Origin of the sequence: Streptomyces sp. NPDC005485 (genome assembly GCF_040606085.1) — a bacterium.
GTDB lineage: Bacteria > Actinomycetota > Actinomycetes > Streptomycetales > Streptomycetaceae > Streptomyces.
This window is the reverse complement of sequence record NZ_JBEXDZ010000031.1, coordinates 23,776-39,823: the sequence shown is the minus strand read 5'-3', so window position 1 is coordinate 39,823 and position 16,048 is coordinate 23,776. Positions and strand designations below refer to the sequence as shown.

General features: G+C 69.6%; 14 protein-coding genes, 2 pseudogenes and 1 riboswitch. Of the genes and pseudogenes, 1 reads left to right on the top strand and 15 read right to left on the bottom strand.

Going from position 1 to position 16,048, the window contains the following annotated elements:
* Positions 1-27 precede the first annotated feature (27 nt).
* From ABZS97_RS13520 to ssuE, 5 genes and pseudogenes are all read right to left on the bottom strand, one after another.
* Positions 28-572 (bottom strand): annotated as a pseudogene (locus ABZS97_RS13520) (transposase).
* Positions 573-702: 130 nt separating this feature from the next.
* Positions 703-3,051 (bottom strand): alpha-L-fucosidase, encoded by a 2,349-nt coding sequence (locus ABZS97_RS13515; protein ID WP_356137045.1) that lies wholly within the window; start codon positions 3,049-3,051, stop codon positions 703-705.
* A gap of 225 nt (positions 3,052-3,276) precedes the next feature.
* Positions 3,277-4,434 carry an LLM class flavin-dependent oxidoreductase gene (locus ABZS97_RS13510; RefSeq protein WP_356137043.1) on the bottom strand — a complete coding sequence of 386 codons (1,158 nt, stop codon included), beginning with the start codon at positions 4,432-4,434 and terminating at the stop codon, positions 3,277-3,279.
* A gap of 36 nt (positions 4,435-4,470) precedes the next feature.
* Positions 4,471-4,626 (bottom strand): annotated as a pseudogene (locus ABZS97_RS13505) (SfnB family sulfur acquisition oxidoreductase); the annotation flags it as partial.
* A gap of 201 nt (positions 4,627-4,827) precedes the next feature.
* A complete protein-coding gene (gene ssuE / locus ABZS97_RS13500) occupies positions 4,828-5,385 on the bottom strand; it encodes an NADPH-dependent FMN reductase (protein WP_356137041.1) in 558 nt (185 codons plus the stop codon).
* A 79-nt stretch (positions 5,386-5,464) separates the two neighbouring features.
* Between ssuE and ABZS97_RS13495 the strand changes: the two genes are divergently transcribed.
* Positions 5,465-5,593, top strand: a complete 129-nt coding sequence (locus ABZS97_RS13495; protein ID WP_356137039.1) for a hypothetical protein — start codon at positions 5,465-5,467, stop codon at positions 5,591-5,593.
* A 203-nt stretch (positions 5,594-5,796) separates the two neighbouring features.
* On the opposite strand, the gene ABZS97_RS13490 is transcribed toward ABZS97_RS13495, so the two are convergent.
* From ABZS97_RS13490 to ABZS97_RS13445, 10 genes are all read right to left on the bottom strand, one after another.
* Positions 5,797-6,945, bottom strand: coding sequence for an LLM class flavin-dependent oxidoreductase (locus ABZS97_RS13490; protein ID WP_356137037.1), 1,149 nt, complete (start codon positions 6,943-6,945; stop codon positions 5,797-5,799).
* The gene (locus ABZS97_RS13485; protein ID WP_356137035.1) at positions 6,938-8,029 is read right to left on the bottom strand and encodes an LLM class flavin-dependent oxidoreductase; all 1,092 of its coding nucleotides are present in this window, start codon (positions 8,027-8,029) and stop codon (positions 6,938-6,940) included. The genes ABZS97_RS13490 and ABZS97_RS13485 overlap by 8 nt, the downstream gene beginning before the upstream one ends.
* Positions 8,026-9,396, bottom strand: coding sequence for an NtaA/DmoA family FMN-dependent monooxygenase (locus tag ABZS97_RS13480; RefSeq protein ID WP_356137033.1), 1,371 nt, complete (start codon positions 9,394-9,396; stop codon positions 8,026-8,028). The genes ABZS97_RS13485 and ABZS97_RS13480 overlap by 4 nt, the downstream gene beginning before the upstream one ends.
* Positions 9,397-9,416: 20 nt before the next feature.
* Positions 9,417-10,634 carry an LLM class flavin-dependent oxidoreductase gene (locus ABZS97_RS13475; protein WP_356137031.1) on the bottom strand — a complete coding sequence of 406 codons (1,218 nt, stop codon included), beginning with the start codon at positions 10,632-10,634 and terminating at the stop codon, positions 9,417-9,419.
* Positions 10,635-10,711: 77 nt separating this feature from the next.
* Positions 10,712-10,798, bottom strand: a complete 87-nt coding sequence (locus tag ABZS97_RS13470; RefSeq protein WP_356137089.1) for a putative leader peptide — start codon at positions 10,796-10,798, stop codon at positions 10,712-10,714.
* Positions 10,799-10,857: 59 nt separating this feature from the next.
* Positions 10,858-11,619, bottom strand: a complete 762-nt coding sequence (locus ABZS97_RS13465; protein ID WP_356137029.1) for a GNAT family N-acetyltransferase — start codon at positions 11,617-11,619, stop codon at positions 10,858-10,860.
* A gap of 86 nt (positions 11,620-11,705) precedes the next feature.
* Entirely contained in the window at positions 11,706-12,734 is a 1,029-nt protein-coding gene (locus ABZS97_RS13460) for an ABC transporter substrate-binding protein (protein WP_356137028.1), read from the bottom strand.
* 63 nt (positions 12,735-12,797) lie between these two features.
* Positions 12,798-13,595 carry an amino acid ABC transporter ATP-binding protein gene (locus tag ABZS97_RS13455; protein WP_356137026.1) on the bottom strand — a complete coding sequence of 266 codons (798 nt, stop codon included), beginning with the start codon at positions 13,593-13,595 and terminating at the stop codon, positions 12,798-12,800.
* Entirely contained in the window at positions 13,592-14,572 is a 981-nt protein-coding gene (locus ABZS97_RS13450; protein WP_356137024.1) for an amino acid ABC transporter permease, read from the bottom strand. The genes ABZS97_RS13455 and ABZS97_RS13450 overlap by 4 nt, the downstream gene beginning before the upstream one ends.
* A gap of 324 nt (positions 14,573-14,896) precedes the next feature.
* Positions 14,897-15,005: riboswitch (SAM riboswitch) on the bottom strand.
* Between the two features lie 65 nt (positions 15,006-15,070).
* On the bottom strand, positions 15,071-15,934 hold the full coding sequence (locus tag ABZS97_RS13445; RefSeq protein ID WP_356137022.1) for a glutathione S-transferase C-terminal domain-containing protein: 864 nt from the start codon (positions 15,932-15,934) through the stop codon (positions 15,071-15,073).
* Positions 15,935-16,048 lie beyond the last annotated feature (114 nt).

Genomic DNA, 16,048 nt, shown 5'->3' with positions numbered 1-16,048 from the left:
GTCACCCAGGGGCATATCAAGTCACGATCATCGGGTGGCCCTGGTGAGGTCCCTGATCCAGATCATCGAGGCGCGCAGGTGGAGACCGGCAAGGTAGCTGTCGGGAGCCTTGTCGTATCGGATGGCGATGCCTCGCCATGCCTTGAGCTTGTTGATCAGGCGTTCGACGGTGTTCCGCTCCTCGTAGAGATCGGCGTCGTGGCTGACGGGTCGGCCACCTCTGGAGCCCTTCTTCTCCGGAATGACCGCCTTGATACGGCGTTTTATGCACGTGGGCGCGGTTTCCGCGGGACGAGTACGCCTTGTCCCCCGGCGACCGCGTCCGACCGGATGCGGGGTTGGCCGACGGGCCCGCGTACCCGTACCTTCTTCCGGGCGGGGATGAACGCCAGCGGGCGGCACTTGCCGTCAGCGGCGAGGTGGACCTTAGTGGTCTGCCCGCCCGTCCTGACCCGCCAGATCACGCCCTCGAACTGCTGCCGCAGTCGCTCGGGGTACGGGCCGTACTCGCCGATCGGCAAGTACGGCCCGATGAACTCCCGATCCGGATCGGTCAGTTGCACTCGTGTCACGTAAGACCGTCCATCGGCCCGGACCGTGCCGCGAAGCACATCCCGCAAATTGATCACGACTCGATACGCGCCCTGGGGCCGTTGAACCAAGCGCGAATCGGGTTAACGTGGCCTGCGGCCAGCCCGAACCTCAGCCGTGCCACTCCACCTTGAACACCCACACGTACCGTCCCGCCCTGCGGGCCCCCTGCGGTACGTCGATGACAAGCGAACCGTTGCTGACGGTCCAGGTCAGCGGGCGGTCGTAGCCGAGCATGGTCACCTTGTCACCTGTGCGGATCGGCACCGGGGCCTCGACGGTGAGTTTCGCGCCCGGCTGGGCCAGCGAGTGGATGTAGAAGGCCTCGTTGTGGCGGACCGTGAACCGCAGGTCGTCGCCCAGTTGCGCCATGCGCGACCAGTACGTCGTGTCGTAGATCGCCTCGCCGTTGGTCCGCATCCAGCCACCCGTCTCGCGCAGCCGCTTCTGCATGATCTCCGGGATGGTGCCATCAGCGCGCGGACCGATGTCGAGGAGGAAGTTGCCGTTCTTGGAGACGATGTCGACGAGGCTGTGCACGACCTCCTCGGCCGTCATGTAGGAGCCGTCGGGCGTGGCCTGGTTGTAGCCGTAGCTGAAGGGGTCGAGGCCGCGGCTGGACTCCCACTTCGCGACGACCGTGTTCTCGTACGTCGTGTACTCGGGGGTCGTGAAGTCGTGGAAGCCGATACCCGCACGGTTGTTGATGGTCACGTCGATGGGCCGGCGGCGGTTCTTGGCGTGGTTGAAGTACTCCGCGAGGACATGAACGCTGTCGTTGGCGCCGCCGATGTCGCACCAGATGAGCTCCGGGTCGTAGCCGTGGATCAGCTCCAGCATCTGCGGGGCCTGGTAGTCCTTCACGAAGTCCTTGCCCGGGGTGTATCCGGTGTACTGCACCGGGTCCAGGGTGTAGGGGTTGCGAGGGGCGTGGCCCATCCACGGGCTGTCGGGGTTGAACCACTCGGGCATGGAGAAGTACAGGCCGCGGTGGAGTTCGGGCGTGTAGCGCCTGGACGCGTCGAACAGTTCCCTGACCAGGTCCCGCCTCGGCCCCATCTTCACGGAGTTGCGGTCGGAGACCTTGGTGTCCCACAGGGCGAAGCCCTCATGGTGTTTCGACGTCAGCACGTGGTACTGGGCGCCCGCCTCGCGGAACAGTTCCACCCATGCTCGCGGGTCGAACCGCTCCGCTGTGAACAGGGGGATGAAGTCGTCGTAGGCGAAGTCCTCACCGTACTTGTCCCGGTGGTAGGCGTGGACGGCGTTGGCTGGGTCCTGCATGTGGTTCCAGTACCACTCGGCGTACTGCTTGCCGACGGGCGACCAGGCGGGGACGGAGTAGACGCCCCAGTGGATGAAGATGCCGAACTTGGCGCCCTGGAACCAGTACGGCGCCTGGTGGCCGGAGAGTGAGGCTTCGCCGGGCTGGTAGTCGGCGACGCCGAGGGTCAACTTGCCATCTCTGGAGGCTGCTTGTCCGCCCCGTCCGCCGACGGTTACCGTCCCCTCCCGCGTGGTGCCGGGTGCGGTGCCCGTGCGGTTGCGGATGCCGACGTGGACACGGGCCTGTTCGCCGGGGTCGAGTCGGCGGATGCGGGCGGGCTCGACAGTGCGGGCGCCGGGCACGTCCACGCCGACGGACACGCCGTCGGCCGCCAGGATGGCGACGGTGCCCGCGTTGACGACGGTGGCCTCGACGCTCTGCGCGCCCGTGGACTCCAGCAGCGAGTTCGTGGAGTGCGCGTCCCGCAGTGCCAACGCCCGTCCCTGGGCGACCGGCTGCAGGGAGAGCGCGAAGACGTGCAGGGACGGCTTACCCGCCTCGGCCGGATTGGTCGTCGGCAGTGTGAGGGCGACGGCCTCCCGCCGCGGGTCGATCCACAGCTCCGAGGTGCCGATCCCGACGCTGTGCTCATCCTTGGTGCCGTCCGGCGCGTAGCGGTAGGACGCCGCCAGTGAGCCGCCCCCCGCATACCAGTCGGACCCGCCGAGACCGGCGGTCGTGGCCGTGCCGTCCGCGTAGTGCACGGTGACCGTGCCGGAGGCGTTGCCGTAGCTGCCCGCCGTGAGGAACACAGCTGACAGATAACGGCCCTTGGGCAGGTCGACGCGCTGGCCGAGCGCGACCACGTTGTTCTTGGCGCCCGCGGCGGACGACGGGAAGAGGAACGGGACGCCGTCGACCTCGACTCGGCCGGCGGGGAGTTCCTCACCCGGGAACGTGTAGCCCGAGCCGTCGAAGTCGCCGCCGCGGGCGGTGGCGGTGTCGATGGCGTCGTTGTCGAAGAGCGCGTCGAGCGGGACAGGTACCGGGGCGGGAACGGGAACCCACTGCCCCGCCGGCCCGGCAGCCGGCTCCTCGGCCCACGCCTGAGTGCCGAAGGCGGTGGGTAATGCGGCCGCGGCTGTCACACCCGCGGCAGCCCCCAGAACCTGACGTCTTGGGTATGCGCTCATGAGCAACTCCCATTCATCGGAGGTCTCATGCTCCAGCAGGCCGCCATTCGCTGTCAATGTGGCGGCAAGGCAAAATAGTTGACTCAGTGATCGGACGACTCGGACACTCCACGACCGGCAACAAGTGGGCCACAGCGAGCGCCACAGCCACGTCAACCCGTAACAGCGTGCAGCTCGGCGTCGTCAGGAATCACGTGGGCGCCCCCGGACTCCCCCGCAATCACGTCATCGCGGGCCTCCGGCGCCCGCGAAGGGCACCTGGGCTGAGGGGACGGCCTGCTGTCCGTACGGATGCTGCCACAGGCCCTGCGCCTGGAGTTTCGGCAGGACGCCCTCGCCGAACCAGTACGCCTCCTCCAGATGCGGATAGCCGGAGAGCACGAACTCCTCGATGCCGAGAGCGTGGTACTCCTTGATCCGCTCGGCGACCTCGTCATGGCTGCCGACCAGGGCGGTGCCCGCACCACCGCGCACCAGGCCGATGCCTGCCCACAGGTTGGGGTGGATCTCCAGGTCATCACGGCGACCGCCCTGCAGCGCGAGCATCCGCTGCTGCCCCTCGGATTCGCTGCGGGCCAGCCCGGCCTGGACTGCCTTGACCGCCTCCGGGTCGAAGCCGTCGAGGAGCCGGTTCGCCTCGGCCCAGGCCTGCTCGGAAGTGTCGCGGGTGATGACATGCAGGCGGATGCCGAAGCGGACGTTACGGCCCTGCTTGTCGGCCAACGCCCGGATCCAGGCGATCTTCTTCGCGACGGCGGCGGGCGGCTCGCCCCAGGTGAGGTAGACGTCGGCATGCTTGGCGGCGACTTCCCCCGCGATCGGCGAGGAGCCTCCGAAGTACACCTCGGGTACCGGGTCCGGCACCCGGGCGAGCTTCGCGTCCTCGACCTGGAGGTGCTCGCCGCGCAGGTCGACGGTCCTGCCCTCCCACAACCCTCGTACGATTTCCAGGAATTCACCGGTACGGCGGTAGCGGGCGTCCTTGTCGAGGAAGTCGCCGTAGGCGCGCTGCTCGTGGCTTTCGCCTCCGGTGACGACGTTCAGCAGGAGCCGTCCGCCGGTCTGCCGCTGGAAGGTGGAGGCCATCTGCGCGGCGAGCGTCGGCGAGACGAATCCGGGCCGGAAGGCGACGAGGAACTTCAGGCGTTCGGTGTTCTGGCTGACCATGGCGGTGGTCAGCCACGCGTCCTCGCACCATGCTCCCGTCGGCGTGAGCGCGCCGACGAAGCCCAGGTCCTCGGCGGCGCGGGCGATCTGGCTCAGATAGGCGACCGTCGGCGGCCGGTCGCGCCCGGACTCGGTGGCGGGGGTGCCGTGGCCGCCGCCGACGACGTAGCGGCTGTCGCCGTTGGTGGGCAGGAACCAGTGGAAGGTGAGGGACACGCGGGGCTCCGATCAGAAGGTGTTCGTCGGCGCTCCTCAAAGGAGGCCATGGCGGGGCGGCCTGGTGCCGTTCAGGACGTAGCGGCCGATGTGCTGGGCCCTTCAGCAGGCGGCCTTCGCTGCCGTCACCTTGGCCGTGGCCACCACGATCGAGGCTTCGGCGGCCGAGGCGTCGGTCACTGTTGTTCGCGCGTACCCTGCCTGCGCAGGACGCTGACGTACACGAAGTGGCTCTGCGGGATCTGGGCGACGCCGGCGTCGGCGACGGGCCAGCACCCGGAAGATCTAGCCTGCGCCGAGCATCCCGCTCGGCGGCGCCCTTGCGGAAGTCGGCGGCCGGCTCGGAGGCGACGGTATCGCCCTCGGCGTCATTCGCGATGACGTGCGCGACGCTCATCCAGCGGCCGCCAGCAGCGTCGTACGGCCGCCCAGCGCTGCCGAGAACTGGTCCGTGACCTGTGCCAGAGCCTCGTCCGAGTCCGGCGCGACGGTCAGCGTGCCGTCCTCGCCCACCGTGATGTCCTTGTCCAGCGTGAACCAACCCGGCGTGATGTGCGCAGGGCCCATGGAGGTAAGGACCGGACGCAGGGCGTAGTCGATGGCCAGCACGTGGGCGACGCTGCCCCCGGTGGCCAGAGGGAGAACGGTCTTGCCCGCCAGGACGTACTGCGGCAGCAGGTCGAGCAGCGACTTCAGCAGACCCGAGTAGGCAGCCTTGTAGACGGGGGTAGCGATCACCAGCCCGTCCGCCTGCTCGAACAGGGCGGTGGTGCGGACGATCGCCGGGTGAGCGAAGTCGGCCCCGAACAGCGCCTCGGCGGGGAGCGTACGAACGTCCAGTGGGATCACCTCGTGCCCCTGCGAGATGAGCCGCTCGTCCAGGTGGCGCAGCAGCCGAGCGGTACGTGAGGTGGCAGAGGGGCTTCCGGAGACGGACAGGACGGTGGCCATGGGAGGACCTTTCGGTTCGTCGTTTTCGTGTGCGGGCGGCGGTCAGGCGTGGGCAGTGACGGCCTGGACCGGGCTTCCTGTGCCTCCAGTTCGCGCACCGATCGAGCAGGCGATCGTCCGTTCCGTGCTGGCCCGGCACCCGGTCGGTCCCGTGGGCTACGCCGCCGGATACGCCCTGGCCGAGGAACCTCTGCAGCTGCCGGACTGACAACAGGTCGTCGGCCGGGAGTACGAGCCGTGGGGCCGAGAGCGCGTCGTCGACACCGCGGGCCAGAGCCCGCGACAGTCGCCGGTTCTGCTCCTGCGTGGCCTCCCACCGGGCTGACCCCCACCGCGCGGCGTGCGTGGCAGCTCGGCCAAGTCAGCGCGTGCGTCGGCGATTCAAGCGCCTCACCGTCGGGACGCCGGGCATCAGCCCGGCTGGAGGGAGTGACCCCGTCGGCGCCATTCCTCCGCGAGCAGTTCGTACGAGCGGACCCGATCCGTGTGGTCGTGGGTGATCGTCGTGATGAGCAACTCGTCCGCGCCCGTGGCCTCCCGCAGTTGTTCCAACTGGTCGGCCACCCGGCCCGGCGAGCCGACGAACTGGGTGTCGAGGCGGTCCTGGACGAGGGCACGGTCCTCGTCGGTCCACGTGTGGGCACGCGCTTCCTGGGGCGTCGGGAACTCGATGGCTCCCTCGGCGGTGCGGATGCTGCGCACCCACAGGTCGTAGCCGGTGGCGAGTTCGCGGGCCGTTGCGTCGTCCTCTGCGACGACGACGTCCGCCGAGACGCTGACGTACGGCTTCTCGAGGAACTCGGAGGGCTGGAAGAAGGACCGGTAGCCCTCCACCGCCTCCAGGACCGTGGCCGGGCTGACGTGGTAGTTCGCCGCGAACCGCAGACCGTTGCGGCCTGCGACGGAGGCGCTTTGACCACCGCTGCTGCCCAGGATCCACACCTCCACGTCAGCGCCCTCCCCCGGCACGACGTGCGCCTCGACACCCTCCGGGGAGCGGTAGGTGCCCGCCAGCAGGGCGAGGATGTCGTCGATCTGGTCGGCGTAGTCCTGCGACTCGGCCCCCGGCAGCAGGAGGAGTCTGCGCTGCAGTGCGATGCGGGGTGAGCCGAGCAGATGCTCGAAGGAGAAGCGCGGTGGGATGAGCAGGCCGTTCGGGGTACGACCGTCGACGACCGGGGTCGCCGTCGGCAACGGTGCGGCCGGCTGTCCCGGCGGGCGACCGCCCGAGCGGCCCAGGCCCAGATCGAAGCGGCCCGGGTGCAGCGCGTCGAGCAGGCCGAACTCCTCGACCGTGGACAGAGCTGTGCGGTGCCCGAGTTGCACGGCCCCCGCGCCGAGCCGGATGGTGGAGGTGGCGGTTGCGGTCAGTGCCAGGACGACGGCGGGTGACGTGCCGGCCACGCCGGGATTGAGGTGGTGCTCGGCGAACCAGTAGCGGGCATATCCGAAACGCTCGGCCTGGTGTGCGAGGTCGATGGAGTTGCGCAGGGCATCGGCTGCCGTCGAGCCGGACGCAATCGGGACCAGGTCGAGGATGCCGAGGGAGACGTCAGACACGGGCGGACTCCTGAGTGGCCGGTGATGCCTGAAGCACGGGGCCCCAGGCGAATGGCGGATCCGGGATCCCGCGGCGCAGCACGGGGGCGACCTCGGACTGGAACAGCTCGAGCGAGGCACGGTGCTGGGACTCCGTCAGCCCGCTCGCGTCCGCATGCAGGTGGAGCACGGTGTGCCCGAACTGTTCGTGGTAGCGGTGCACCTTTTCGATGACCTGTTGCGGGCTGCCGATCAGAGCGGAGCTGCGTTCGACGAAGTCCTCCAGGGTGTCGAAGACCACGGGGAGGCCCGCCTGCTCGAAGAAGGCTCGATTGGCCTCGAAGATCGGCCGATAGGCGGCAAGGGCCTGCTGGGAGGTCCGGGCCACGTAGATGCCGGCCGTGCCGGCGCCGACTGCGATCCGTGCCGGGTCGTGGCCGTAGTACTCCCAGCGCTCCCGGTAGTAGCGGATCAACTCGGCGTACGGTTCGATCGGGTTGGTGACATTCGCCGAGAACAGCGGGTCGCCGTAGCGGGCGGCCAGGTCGACCGACTCCTTGCTGGTGGCGCTGCCGTGCCAGACCCGGATCGGCCGCTGGTACGGCCGTGGCCACACCTCGGCGTCGGTCAGCGGGGGACGGAAGCGGGTGTCGGCGGTGACCTTGTCCTGGCGCCAGATCTTCCGGAAGACCTCGTAGCTCTCGGCGTTGCGGTCCCACTGGTCCTCTGGCGTGACGTCGAACAGGTCGCGTTGGGCGGCGCCGTTGCCCTTGCCGATGATCAGGTCGAGGCGCCCGCCCGAGAGGTGGTCGAGGGTGGCGTAGTCCTCGTATGCCCGCACCGGGTCCAGCAGGCTGAGCGTCGTGACGGCGGTGAACAGGCGGATGCGCTTCGTCAGTGCGGCCACATGGCTGAGTACGACGGTCGGGGACGAGGAGATGAACGGGCGCTCGTGCCGCTCCCCCACGCCGAAGCCGTCGAAGCCCAACTCCTCGGCCAGCAGGGCACTGTCGAGGACCTCGCGGAAGCGGTCGTGGGTGGACTTCTGCACCCCGGTGATGGGGTCCCGGCGGTGCACGATGAGCGTGATGGCGAGGAACTTCACGATGCCACCCGCTGATCGCCCCGCAGGTCGTCCGCGAGGCCCAGGTGGTGGCGGAGGGTCGGGCCCTCGTAGTCGGTGCGGAAGACGCCCTGTTCCTGGAGCAGTGGGACGACCTTGTCGGCGAAGACGTCGAGGCCGGTGGGGGTGATGTGCGGGGCGAGAATGAAGCCGTCGCTTGCGTCGGCCTGGACGTAGTCGTTGATGGTCCGCGCGACCGTCTCCGGGGAGCCGACGAAGCTCTGGCGGTTGCCGGTCTCGATGACCAGGTCGCGGATGGACCAGTTGTTCGCTTCGGCCAGCTCGCGCCACTCGCGGGCGGTGGCCAGCGGGTCGCGGTACATCCGGACCTGGGCGCGGCCGCGCGAGATGTGCTCCTCGCTCACCACGGGGTCGATGTCGGGCAGCGGCCCTTCCGGGTCGTAGGACGACAGGTCCCGGTTCCAGACGAACTCCAGGTGCTTGATGGCGGTGGCGCCGCTGACCTGCTGGCGGCGGACGTCCCTGGCCAGTTCCTCGGCCTCCGCGTCCGTGTCGGCGAGCGCGAAGGAGGCGGCAGGCAGGATCAGCAACTGGTCATGGCGGCGGCCGTACTTGGCGAGGCGGTTCTTGACGTCCGTGTAGAAGGCCTGGCCGCCCTCCAGGGTGGCGTACCGGCTGAAGATGGCGTCGGCGGAGGAGGCGGCGAACTCGCGTCCCTCGTCGGAGTCGCCGGCCTGGAAGATGACGGGGCGGCCCTGCGGGGAGCGCGGGACGTTGAACTGGCCGTGGATGTCGAAGTGTCGGCCTGTGTGGACGAAGGAGCCGGCCTTCGCGTCCCGCAGGAAGACGCCCGTGGCCTGGTCGGCGACGATCTCGTCGCCGTGCCAGGAGTCGAAGAGTTCGCCTGCTGTGGCCAGGAACTCCTTGGCGCGGGAGTAGCGCTCGTCCTGTGGGAGGAAGCCGCCGCGGCGGAAGTTCTCGCCGGTGAAGGCGTCCCAGGAGGTGACGACGTTCCAGGCGGCGCGGCCGTCGGAGAGGTGGTCGAGGCTCGCGAACTGGCGGGCCACCTCGTAGGGCTCGTTGAAAGTGGAGTTGATGGTGCCGGTCAGGCCGAGGTGGTCGGTGACGGCGGCGAGCGCGGCGAGGATCGTGAAGGTGTCGGGGCGTCCGACGACGTCCAGGTCGTAGATCTTGCCGCCCTGTTCGCGCAGGCGCAGGCCCTCGGCGAGGAACAGGAAGTCGAACTTGGCGCGTTCGGCGGTCCGGGCGAAGTGCGCGAAGGAGCTGAACTCGATGTGGCTGCCGGCCTCGGGGTCGCTCCACACCGTGGTGTTGTTGACGCCCGGGAAATGGGCGGCCAGATGGATCTGCTTCAGCGGCTTGCTCATGGTCGTAAGGTCCTTCCGGCTCAGGCGGTGGCAGCTGCGGCGTAGCGATTGGCGGGACGGGCCAGCCCCAGCAGGCCGCGCAGGGTGTCGGCCTCGTAGGCAGTGCGGAAGAGGCCCCGGCGCTGGAGTTCGGGGACCAGGCCCCGGGTGATTGCGGGCAGGTCGTGCCCGGCGACGGCGGGCCGCAGCCGGAAGCCGCTCAGCCCCTCCTCCGCCAACTCCTGCAGCAGATCGGCGAGTTGGGTGGGCGTACCGGCGAAGATGCGGGCGTCACTGGTGTACGGCTCCCCCGCCAGGGCGTCGAGACGTGCGCGGCGGTCCTCCGCGGCGGTCTGCTCGTCGTCCAGGAAGACCACCAGGTCACCGAAGACGTGCAGGAGTTCACCGGCGCGTCCGGCCGCCTCCTGCTCGGCGCGGATCTCGGCGACGATCGCCCGGGCGTGCGCGGCGTCCTGCGGGGTGACGTAGCCGACTTCAGCCTGGCGGGCCACCAGCCGGTACGGCACGGTCTGGTGGGCGAGGGCGGTGACCAGCGGCTGGCCCTGCGGCGGGCGCGGGGTGATGGAGGGGCCCTTGACGCTGAAGTGCCTGCCCTCGAAGTCGATGTAGTGCAGCTTGTCGCGGTCGACGAAGCGGCCGGTGGCGACGTCCCGGATCTCCGCGCCGTCCTCCCAGCTGTCCCAGAGCCGACGCACGACCTCTACGTAGTCGGCGGCCTCGTCGAAGTGGTCGGTGAGCCGCTCCTGACCGGCCGGGGTCCGCAACTCCGCCAGGTTCAGCGGCGGGAAGGTGCGGCGGCCGAAGTGGTCGGCCTCGTGCGGGCGGGCGCTGATCTGTACGCGCAGGCCCGCGCGGCCGGTGCTGACGTAGTCGAGGGTGGCGATCGCCTTGGAGAGGTGGAATGGCTCCGTGTGGGTGGCGATCACGGTCGGGACCAGGCCGATGTGCCGGGTGAGGGGGGCTATGCGGGAGGCGGTCAGGACGGCGTCGAGACGGCCGCGGACCTGGTCGGTGCGGCCGTCGAGCTCGCCGTAGTGCGAGGACTGCAGGCCGAGTCCGTCCTCGAGAGTGACGAAGTCGATCAGGCCGCGTTCGGCCTCGGCGACCAGGTCGGCCCAGTAGCCGGCGGTGAACAGGTCCCGGGGGCGGGCGACTTGCTCGCGCCAGGAGGCGGGGTGCCAGCCGGCGCCGTCGAGGGCAACGGCAAGGTGCAGGTGGGAAGCGGGAGTTGGGGACACGAAGGTGCCTTCCTGGAGGTCCGTACGAGATCGCCGGCCCGCGGGAGTGGGGGCGCACGGCGGCTGAGGAAACGGGGTCAGGAGCTACAGAGGGAGCCGGCCACGCGCTGGAGGTCGATGTGGGGCCGGGAGTGGAGGCGGACGGCACGCAGTACACGGGGCACGCGTCGCACCTCCGTCCGAGTGGTCCAAGCACTCACCTTCGACAAGGACAACGGCACGGCTATGCCGTTTCTTCCAGAACGGCGGCCCCGGTGTGCCGGACGAGCGAGAAGACGGTACGGCGGCGCAGGGTGAACCCGACCGACTCGTACAGCCGGATCGCGTTCGCGTTGGTGGCCGCAGCGTGCAGGAAGGGGCGTTCGCCGCGCTCCTTGATGCCAGCGGCGACCGCGCGGACCAGGCGGGTGGCCAGGCCTCGGCCGCGGTGGGCGGGGTCGGTGCACACGGCGCTGATCTCCGTCCAGCCGGGCGGGTGCAGCCGCTCCCCTGCCAGGGCGATCAGCCGGCCCTGGTGGCGGATGCCGAGGTAGGTGCCCAGTTCGACGGTACGGGGCAGATAGGGGCCCGGCTCAGTGCGGGCGACCAGATCCAGGATCTCGGGCACGTCGTCGGGGCCGAGCCGCACGGCCTCCGGGTCGGGCTCCGCGCGCAGGGCAGTGTCCACGAGTTGGACGCCGTGTCCGGTGCGCACGACCTCCCAGCCGACCTGCGCCTCGCTCACGCCCCGCACCGCGGCGGTGCCGCCGGGGCCGACGAGTGCGGCGAGGTCGGCCCAGGCGCGCGGGTCGTCCTTGTCGGAGACGGCGTGGAAGGGGGCCACGTCCTGCTGGTATCGGACGGCGTGGGCGATGGGAGTCCCCCCGCTCGAGCGAAGTCGAGAGTGGGGGAGTTCGGCGAAGGAGGCGTGCGGGCCGGTGAGCGCGGCCCAGGCGGGGTTGTCCAGGATGTGCGAGGAGCTGGCGTCGAGAGCGATGACGGACATGGCGTGGCGGTCTCCGGTGTGCGGCTCGGGTTGGCGTGCCGGCGACTCCACCGCGGGGCGGCGGCCGAGTCCCCGGCACACGGTGGTCAGGAGTTGTCGAGCGGCAGTCCGGGCGGGTTGACCTCGGACTTGGCTACGGCCTCGTTGGAGAGGTTGTAGGCCTTGAGCCACTCGGCGTACTGACCGTTCTTGATCAGGTAGTTGATGGCGTCCGCGAGCGGCTTGGCCAGGCCGCTGTCCTTCTTCGCGGTGGCCGCGATCAGGCCCTGCAGACTCGCGCCGGCGCCGGAGTAAGTACCCGCCGTACGCGTGGCGTTGGGCGTGGTGGCCACCTGCCGGTTGTGGTACGCGATGCCGGGGTTGGGGCCGAAGTACGCGTCGATCTTGCCGCTGGACAGAGCGAGGTAGACGCTGTTGCTGTCCTGGAAGTACTTGACGGTGAGCTTCTTGCCCTCCTTGGCCAGCTTCGCCTTCCATTCCAGGAGGATCTTCTCCTGGTTGGTGCCGGAGCCCACGGAGACCGTCTTGCCGGCGAGGTTCTCGTAGTTGCCGTCGAAGTTCCAGGTGCTCTTCTTCGGCACGGTGAAGGCGAGGTTGTCCTGCCGGTAGGAGGCGAACTCGTACTTCTTCTTGCGTTCCTCGGTGTCGGTGACGTTGGAGAAGGCCACGTCGACCTTGCCGCTGTCGATGCCGACGAAGAGGTTCTCCCAGGTGGAGTTCTTCACCTCGGGCTTGAGGCCGAGGACGGTGGCGACGAGGCGGCCGAGGTCGGGCTCGGCGCCGGTGAGGGACTTCTGGTCGCTGCCCACGTAGGCCAGCGGCGGGAAGCCGGCCGGCAGGGCGCCGATGCCGATCTCCAGCTTGCCGCTCCTCCTGACGGCGGCGGGCAGTTCGGCACTGAGGGCCTTGACCTCGGAGACCTTGACGGACGTCTGGTGGGCGGCGCCGTTGGAGACCTGGCCGATGACGACCTCGCCGGACTTGGCGGCGGCCTGGGTGGAGGTGGCCGCGTCGCTGTTGCCACCGCAGGCGGCGAGCCCGGTGGCCAGGGAGGCGATGGCGGTCGCCGCAGTGATGCCGCGTATCAGGCTGCGTCGGGTGAACTGGGTGGGCATGGCCGTTCCTTGTCGCTGGAGATGATGAGGGTGACGTGGGGGGACGTCTACTGGGGGCGGCGGTCAGAGGACCTTGCTGAGGAAGTCCCTGGTCCGTTCGTGCCGCGGCTTGTCGAGGACCTCGGAGGGCGGGCCCTGCTCGATGATCTTGCCGCCGTCGATGAAGACGACCCGGTCGGCGATCTCGCGGGCGAAGCCGATCTCGTGGGTGACGATGACGAGGGTGGTGCCGCTGGTCGCCAGGTCCTTGATGACGGCGAGGACCTCGCCGACCAGTTCGGGGTCGAGGGCGGAGGTGGGCTCGTCGAAGAGGATGACGCCGGGGCGTAGGGCGAGGGCGCGGGCGATGGCGACGCGCTGCTGCTGGCCGCCGGAGAGCTGGCGCGGGTAGGCGCCGGTCTTGTCGGCGAGGCCGACGCGGCCGAGTAGTTCGCGGGCGAGCTCCTGGGACTCGGGCTTGCTGAGCCTGCCGGTGGCAACGGGGGCGGCGGCCACGTTGTCCAGGACGGTCAGGTGCGGGAAGAGGTTGAAGTTCTGGAAGACGAAGCCGATGCGGCCGCGCTGGGTGAGGATGGCCCGCTCGCTCAGCTCCTTGAGCTGCTCGCCGTGCCGCTTCACGCCGATCGGTTCGCCGTTGATGCTGACGTAGCCGATCTCGGGCTTCTCCAGGTGGTTGATGACCCGCAGCAGGGTGGACTTGCCGGAGCCGGACGGGCCGAGGATGACGGTGACCTCGCCGGGGCGGACGGTCAGGTCGACGCCGTCCAGCACTCGGTGAGTGCCGTACCACTTGTGCACGTCGTGGACCTCGACGGTGGCGGCCTCGGCGTCCGCCAGGGCTTCGAGCGTCTTGGCGGTCATACGGCGGCCTCCCGGCGGATGCGGGCCCGCAGGTCGGTGAGACCGGTGCGGAGCTTCTGCAACGGAGTCGGCGGCAGGGCGCGGGTGGCACCGCGGGCGTAGTACCGCTCGACGTAGAACTGGACGACGGAGACGACGCTGGTCAGGATCAGATACCAGACGGTGACGACCAGCAGCAGCGGCACGATGTCGCCGGGGTAGGTGGAGCCCATGGTCTGCGCGGAGCCGAACAGGTCGAGCAGGGAGACGTAGAAGACGAGCGAGGTGCCCTTGATCAGGCCGATGAGCTGGTTGACGTAGTTCGGGACGATGGACCGCAGGGCCTGTGGAAAGACGATCCTGCGGAACTGGTAGCCCTTGGGCAGGGCGAGCGCAGCCGCCGCCTCGTGCTGGCCCTGGTCGACGGACAGGATGCCGCCGCGGACGACCTCGGCCGCGTAGGCGGCCTCGTTGAGGCTGAGGCCGATGACGGCGACGACCATGTCGGTGGCGAGTCTCGACTCGTCGAAGGAGAAGAAGGCCGGCCCGAAGGGAACACCGATGCTCACCGTCTTGTACAGGGCACTGAAGTTGTAGAGGAAGATCAGCACCACGATGAGCGGGACGGAGCGCAGCGCCCACACGTAGGTCCAGCTGACCGCGCGCAGCACGGGGCTCTTCGACAGCCGGGCCAGGGCGAGCACGATGCCGCCGACCAGGCCCAACACCGCGCTGTACGCGGCGACTTCAAGGGTGATCACGAGGCCGTCGAGGATGGTGGGCCGCAGGAACCAGTAGCTCCAGCGGTCCCACTGGTAGAAGGGGTTGGTGACCAGTCCGTGCACGAACTGGGCGATCAGGACCAGGACGACCGCGGTGGCGATCCAGCGCCCTGGCCGCCGCAGCGGCAGAACGCGCTGGGCAGTGAGGGCTTTCGACGGTTCGTCGGCGGTCGGCGCCTCGGGACGGGTGATGGTGGCACCAGGGGGTTCACTCATGGTGGGCTCCGGCTGGGTGGGTACACCCGGGAAGCGCGGCGGCATGCGGGGGCGCACACGACGGCGAGGTACCGGGGGCGGGGAGGACAACGGCACACCGCAGAGGCGGTGTTCGTCAGGGAGTGCGGGGGCTGCGGGGAGGTGTCAGCCCCGACAGCGGGCACAGCCCGGTGCGGTACACAGTGCGCTGTTCACGCGGAGCAGATCGACAGCGCGATCGGCGACGAACACGTTCGCGTACGACCGCACGCAGCCCTGGGAGCGGCGTGCGGCCGTCCTGGGAGCTGCGTACATGGCGTCACCGTCACTGTTCCGGCCCTGTGGGCCTCGCGCTTACCGAAACTTCTTCGGTCCGGTCGTCACCTGGGGCACCCCACCGCGGTGCGAGGGTTGCCGGTCAGCTAGCCAGGGCTTGTCGCTGACGCTCATGACCGTTCTGAGCCGTAGTTAAGACAATTGCCTGAACGAATGTCAACGCCGGTCCACCAGGTGGAACGGCTAACGGGCTGAGTGTGCCGCCCAGTCCAGGATCTGGACGGCTGCACCGGCGGCCTCCAGGCCATGGCAGCGGGCGTGGTGACGGCGTTCGATGCCCCCGAGGTCAAGGTGGCCGCCGAAGGCCGGATGCGCGGCCATGCGGCGGGCGTAGGCCCACAGGGTCGGATGGTCGGCGATGCGCTGGACAGCACAGGCGTCGAGGTGGTTTCGGTGCACCGTGTCGAGTTGGACCAGCGCGGCCCACAACTCGACGTCAGCGGCGGTGATTTCGTCGCGGATCAGGTACGTACGTCCTTCGAGCCAGCGTTCCAGGGCGCTGAGCGTTTCCAGCAGCGTGGTCAGTTCCACGTCACGTTCCACCGGCCCACCACCGGCCGATCCCGCGCGCTGTGCGGCCTGTTCGATGCCCTGCGCGCACATCCGCTCGACCGCCTCGATCTCCGACTCCGCGCCGCACGGGTAGAGCGAGAGACGGTCACCGCCGAAGCGGCGGTCGAGGTCGCGCATGATGTCCGGGGCATGGGTGCTGACGATCCGTCCGGACCAGTCGTCGCTGAGCACCGGCGCGACGGCCGGACCGGTGTAGCGGTGGGCGCTGGCCTCGTACAGCGACCGCAAGGCCGAGTGGCCGCCCTCGGGGCTGTCGGGGACGGCCGGCAGGAAGGTGGCCGGACAGACGGTGTCCAGGCCGAGCAGGCTGTGGGTGATGGCGATGCGCAGGCCGTCGGGACAGGCGGTCGACAGATGGAGGCGGTAGCGGCCCGGAACTGCGTAGTGGCCGCTGCGTGCGTCCCGGCCGATGCGGCCCCGGAAGACGGGCGCGGCTCGATCGGAGGCGTGGGCGGCCAGCGGTGTCACGGTCATGACTCTCCCCAGGAGCGGGCGCGGACGTACGCGCGGCGGAAGCGACGTTGGTCGAGGGAGCGGGGCTCATCCGTGCGCGCCGGAGGCGTGAGCCCCGCTCGCGGGGCGCCGCCG

Coding starts and splice junctions, on each gene's coding strand:
- ABZS97_RS13460 (WP_356137028.1), bottom strand. CDS start 12,734: ATGCCCACCCAGTTCACCCGACGCAGCCTGATACGCGGCATCACTGCG.
- ABZS97_RS13450 (WP_356137024.1), bottom strand. CDS start 14,572: ATGAGTGAACCCCCTGGTGCCACCATCACCCGTCCCGAGGCGCCGACC.
- ABZS97_RS13455 (WP_356137026.1), bottom strand. CDS start 13,595: ATGACCGCCAAGACGCTCGAAGCCCTGGCGGACGCCGAGGCCGCCACC.
- ABZS97_RS13445 (WP_356137022.1), bottom strand. CDS start 15,934: ATGACCGTGACACCGCTGGCCGCCCACGCCTCCGATCGAGCCGCGCCC.
- ssuE (WP_356137041.1), bottom strand. CDS start 5,385: ATGGCCACCGTCCTGTCCGTCTCCGGAAGCCCCTCTGCCACCTCACGT.
- ABZS97_RS13515 (WP_356137045.1), bottom strand. CDS start 3,051: ATGAGCGCATACCCAAGACGTCAGGTTCTGGGGGCTGCCGCGGGTGTG.
- ABZS97_RS13465 (WP_356137029.1), bottom strand. CDS start 11,619: ATGTCCGTCATCGCTCTCGACGCCAGCTCCTCGCACATCCTGGACAAC.
- ABZS97_RS13480 (WP_356137033.1), bottom strand. CDS start 9,396: ATGAGCAAGCCGCTGAAGCAGATCCATCTGGCCGCCCATTTCCCGGGC.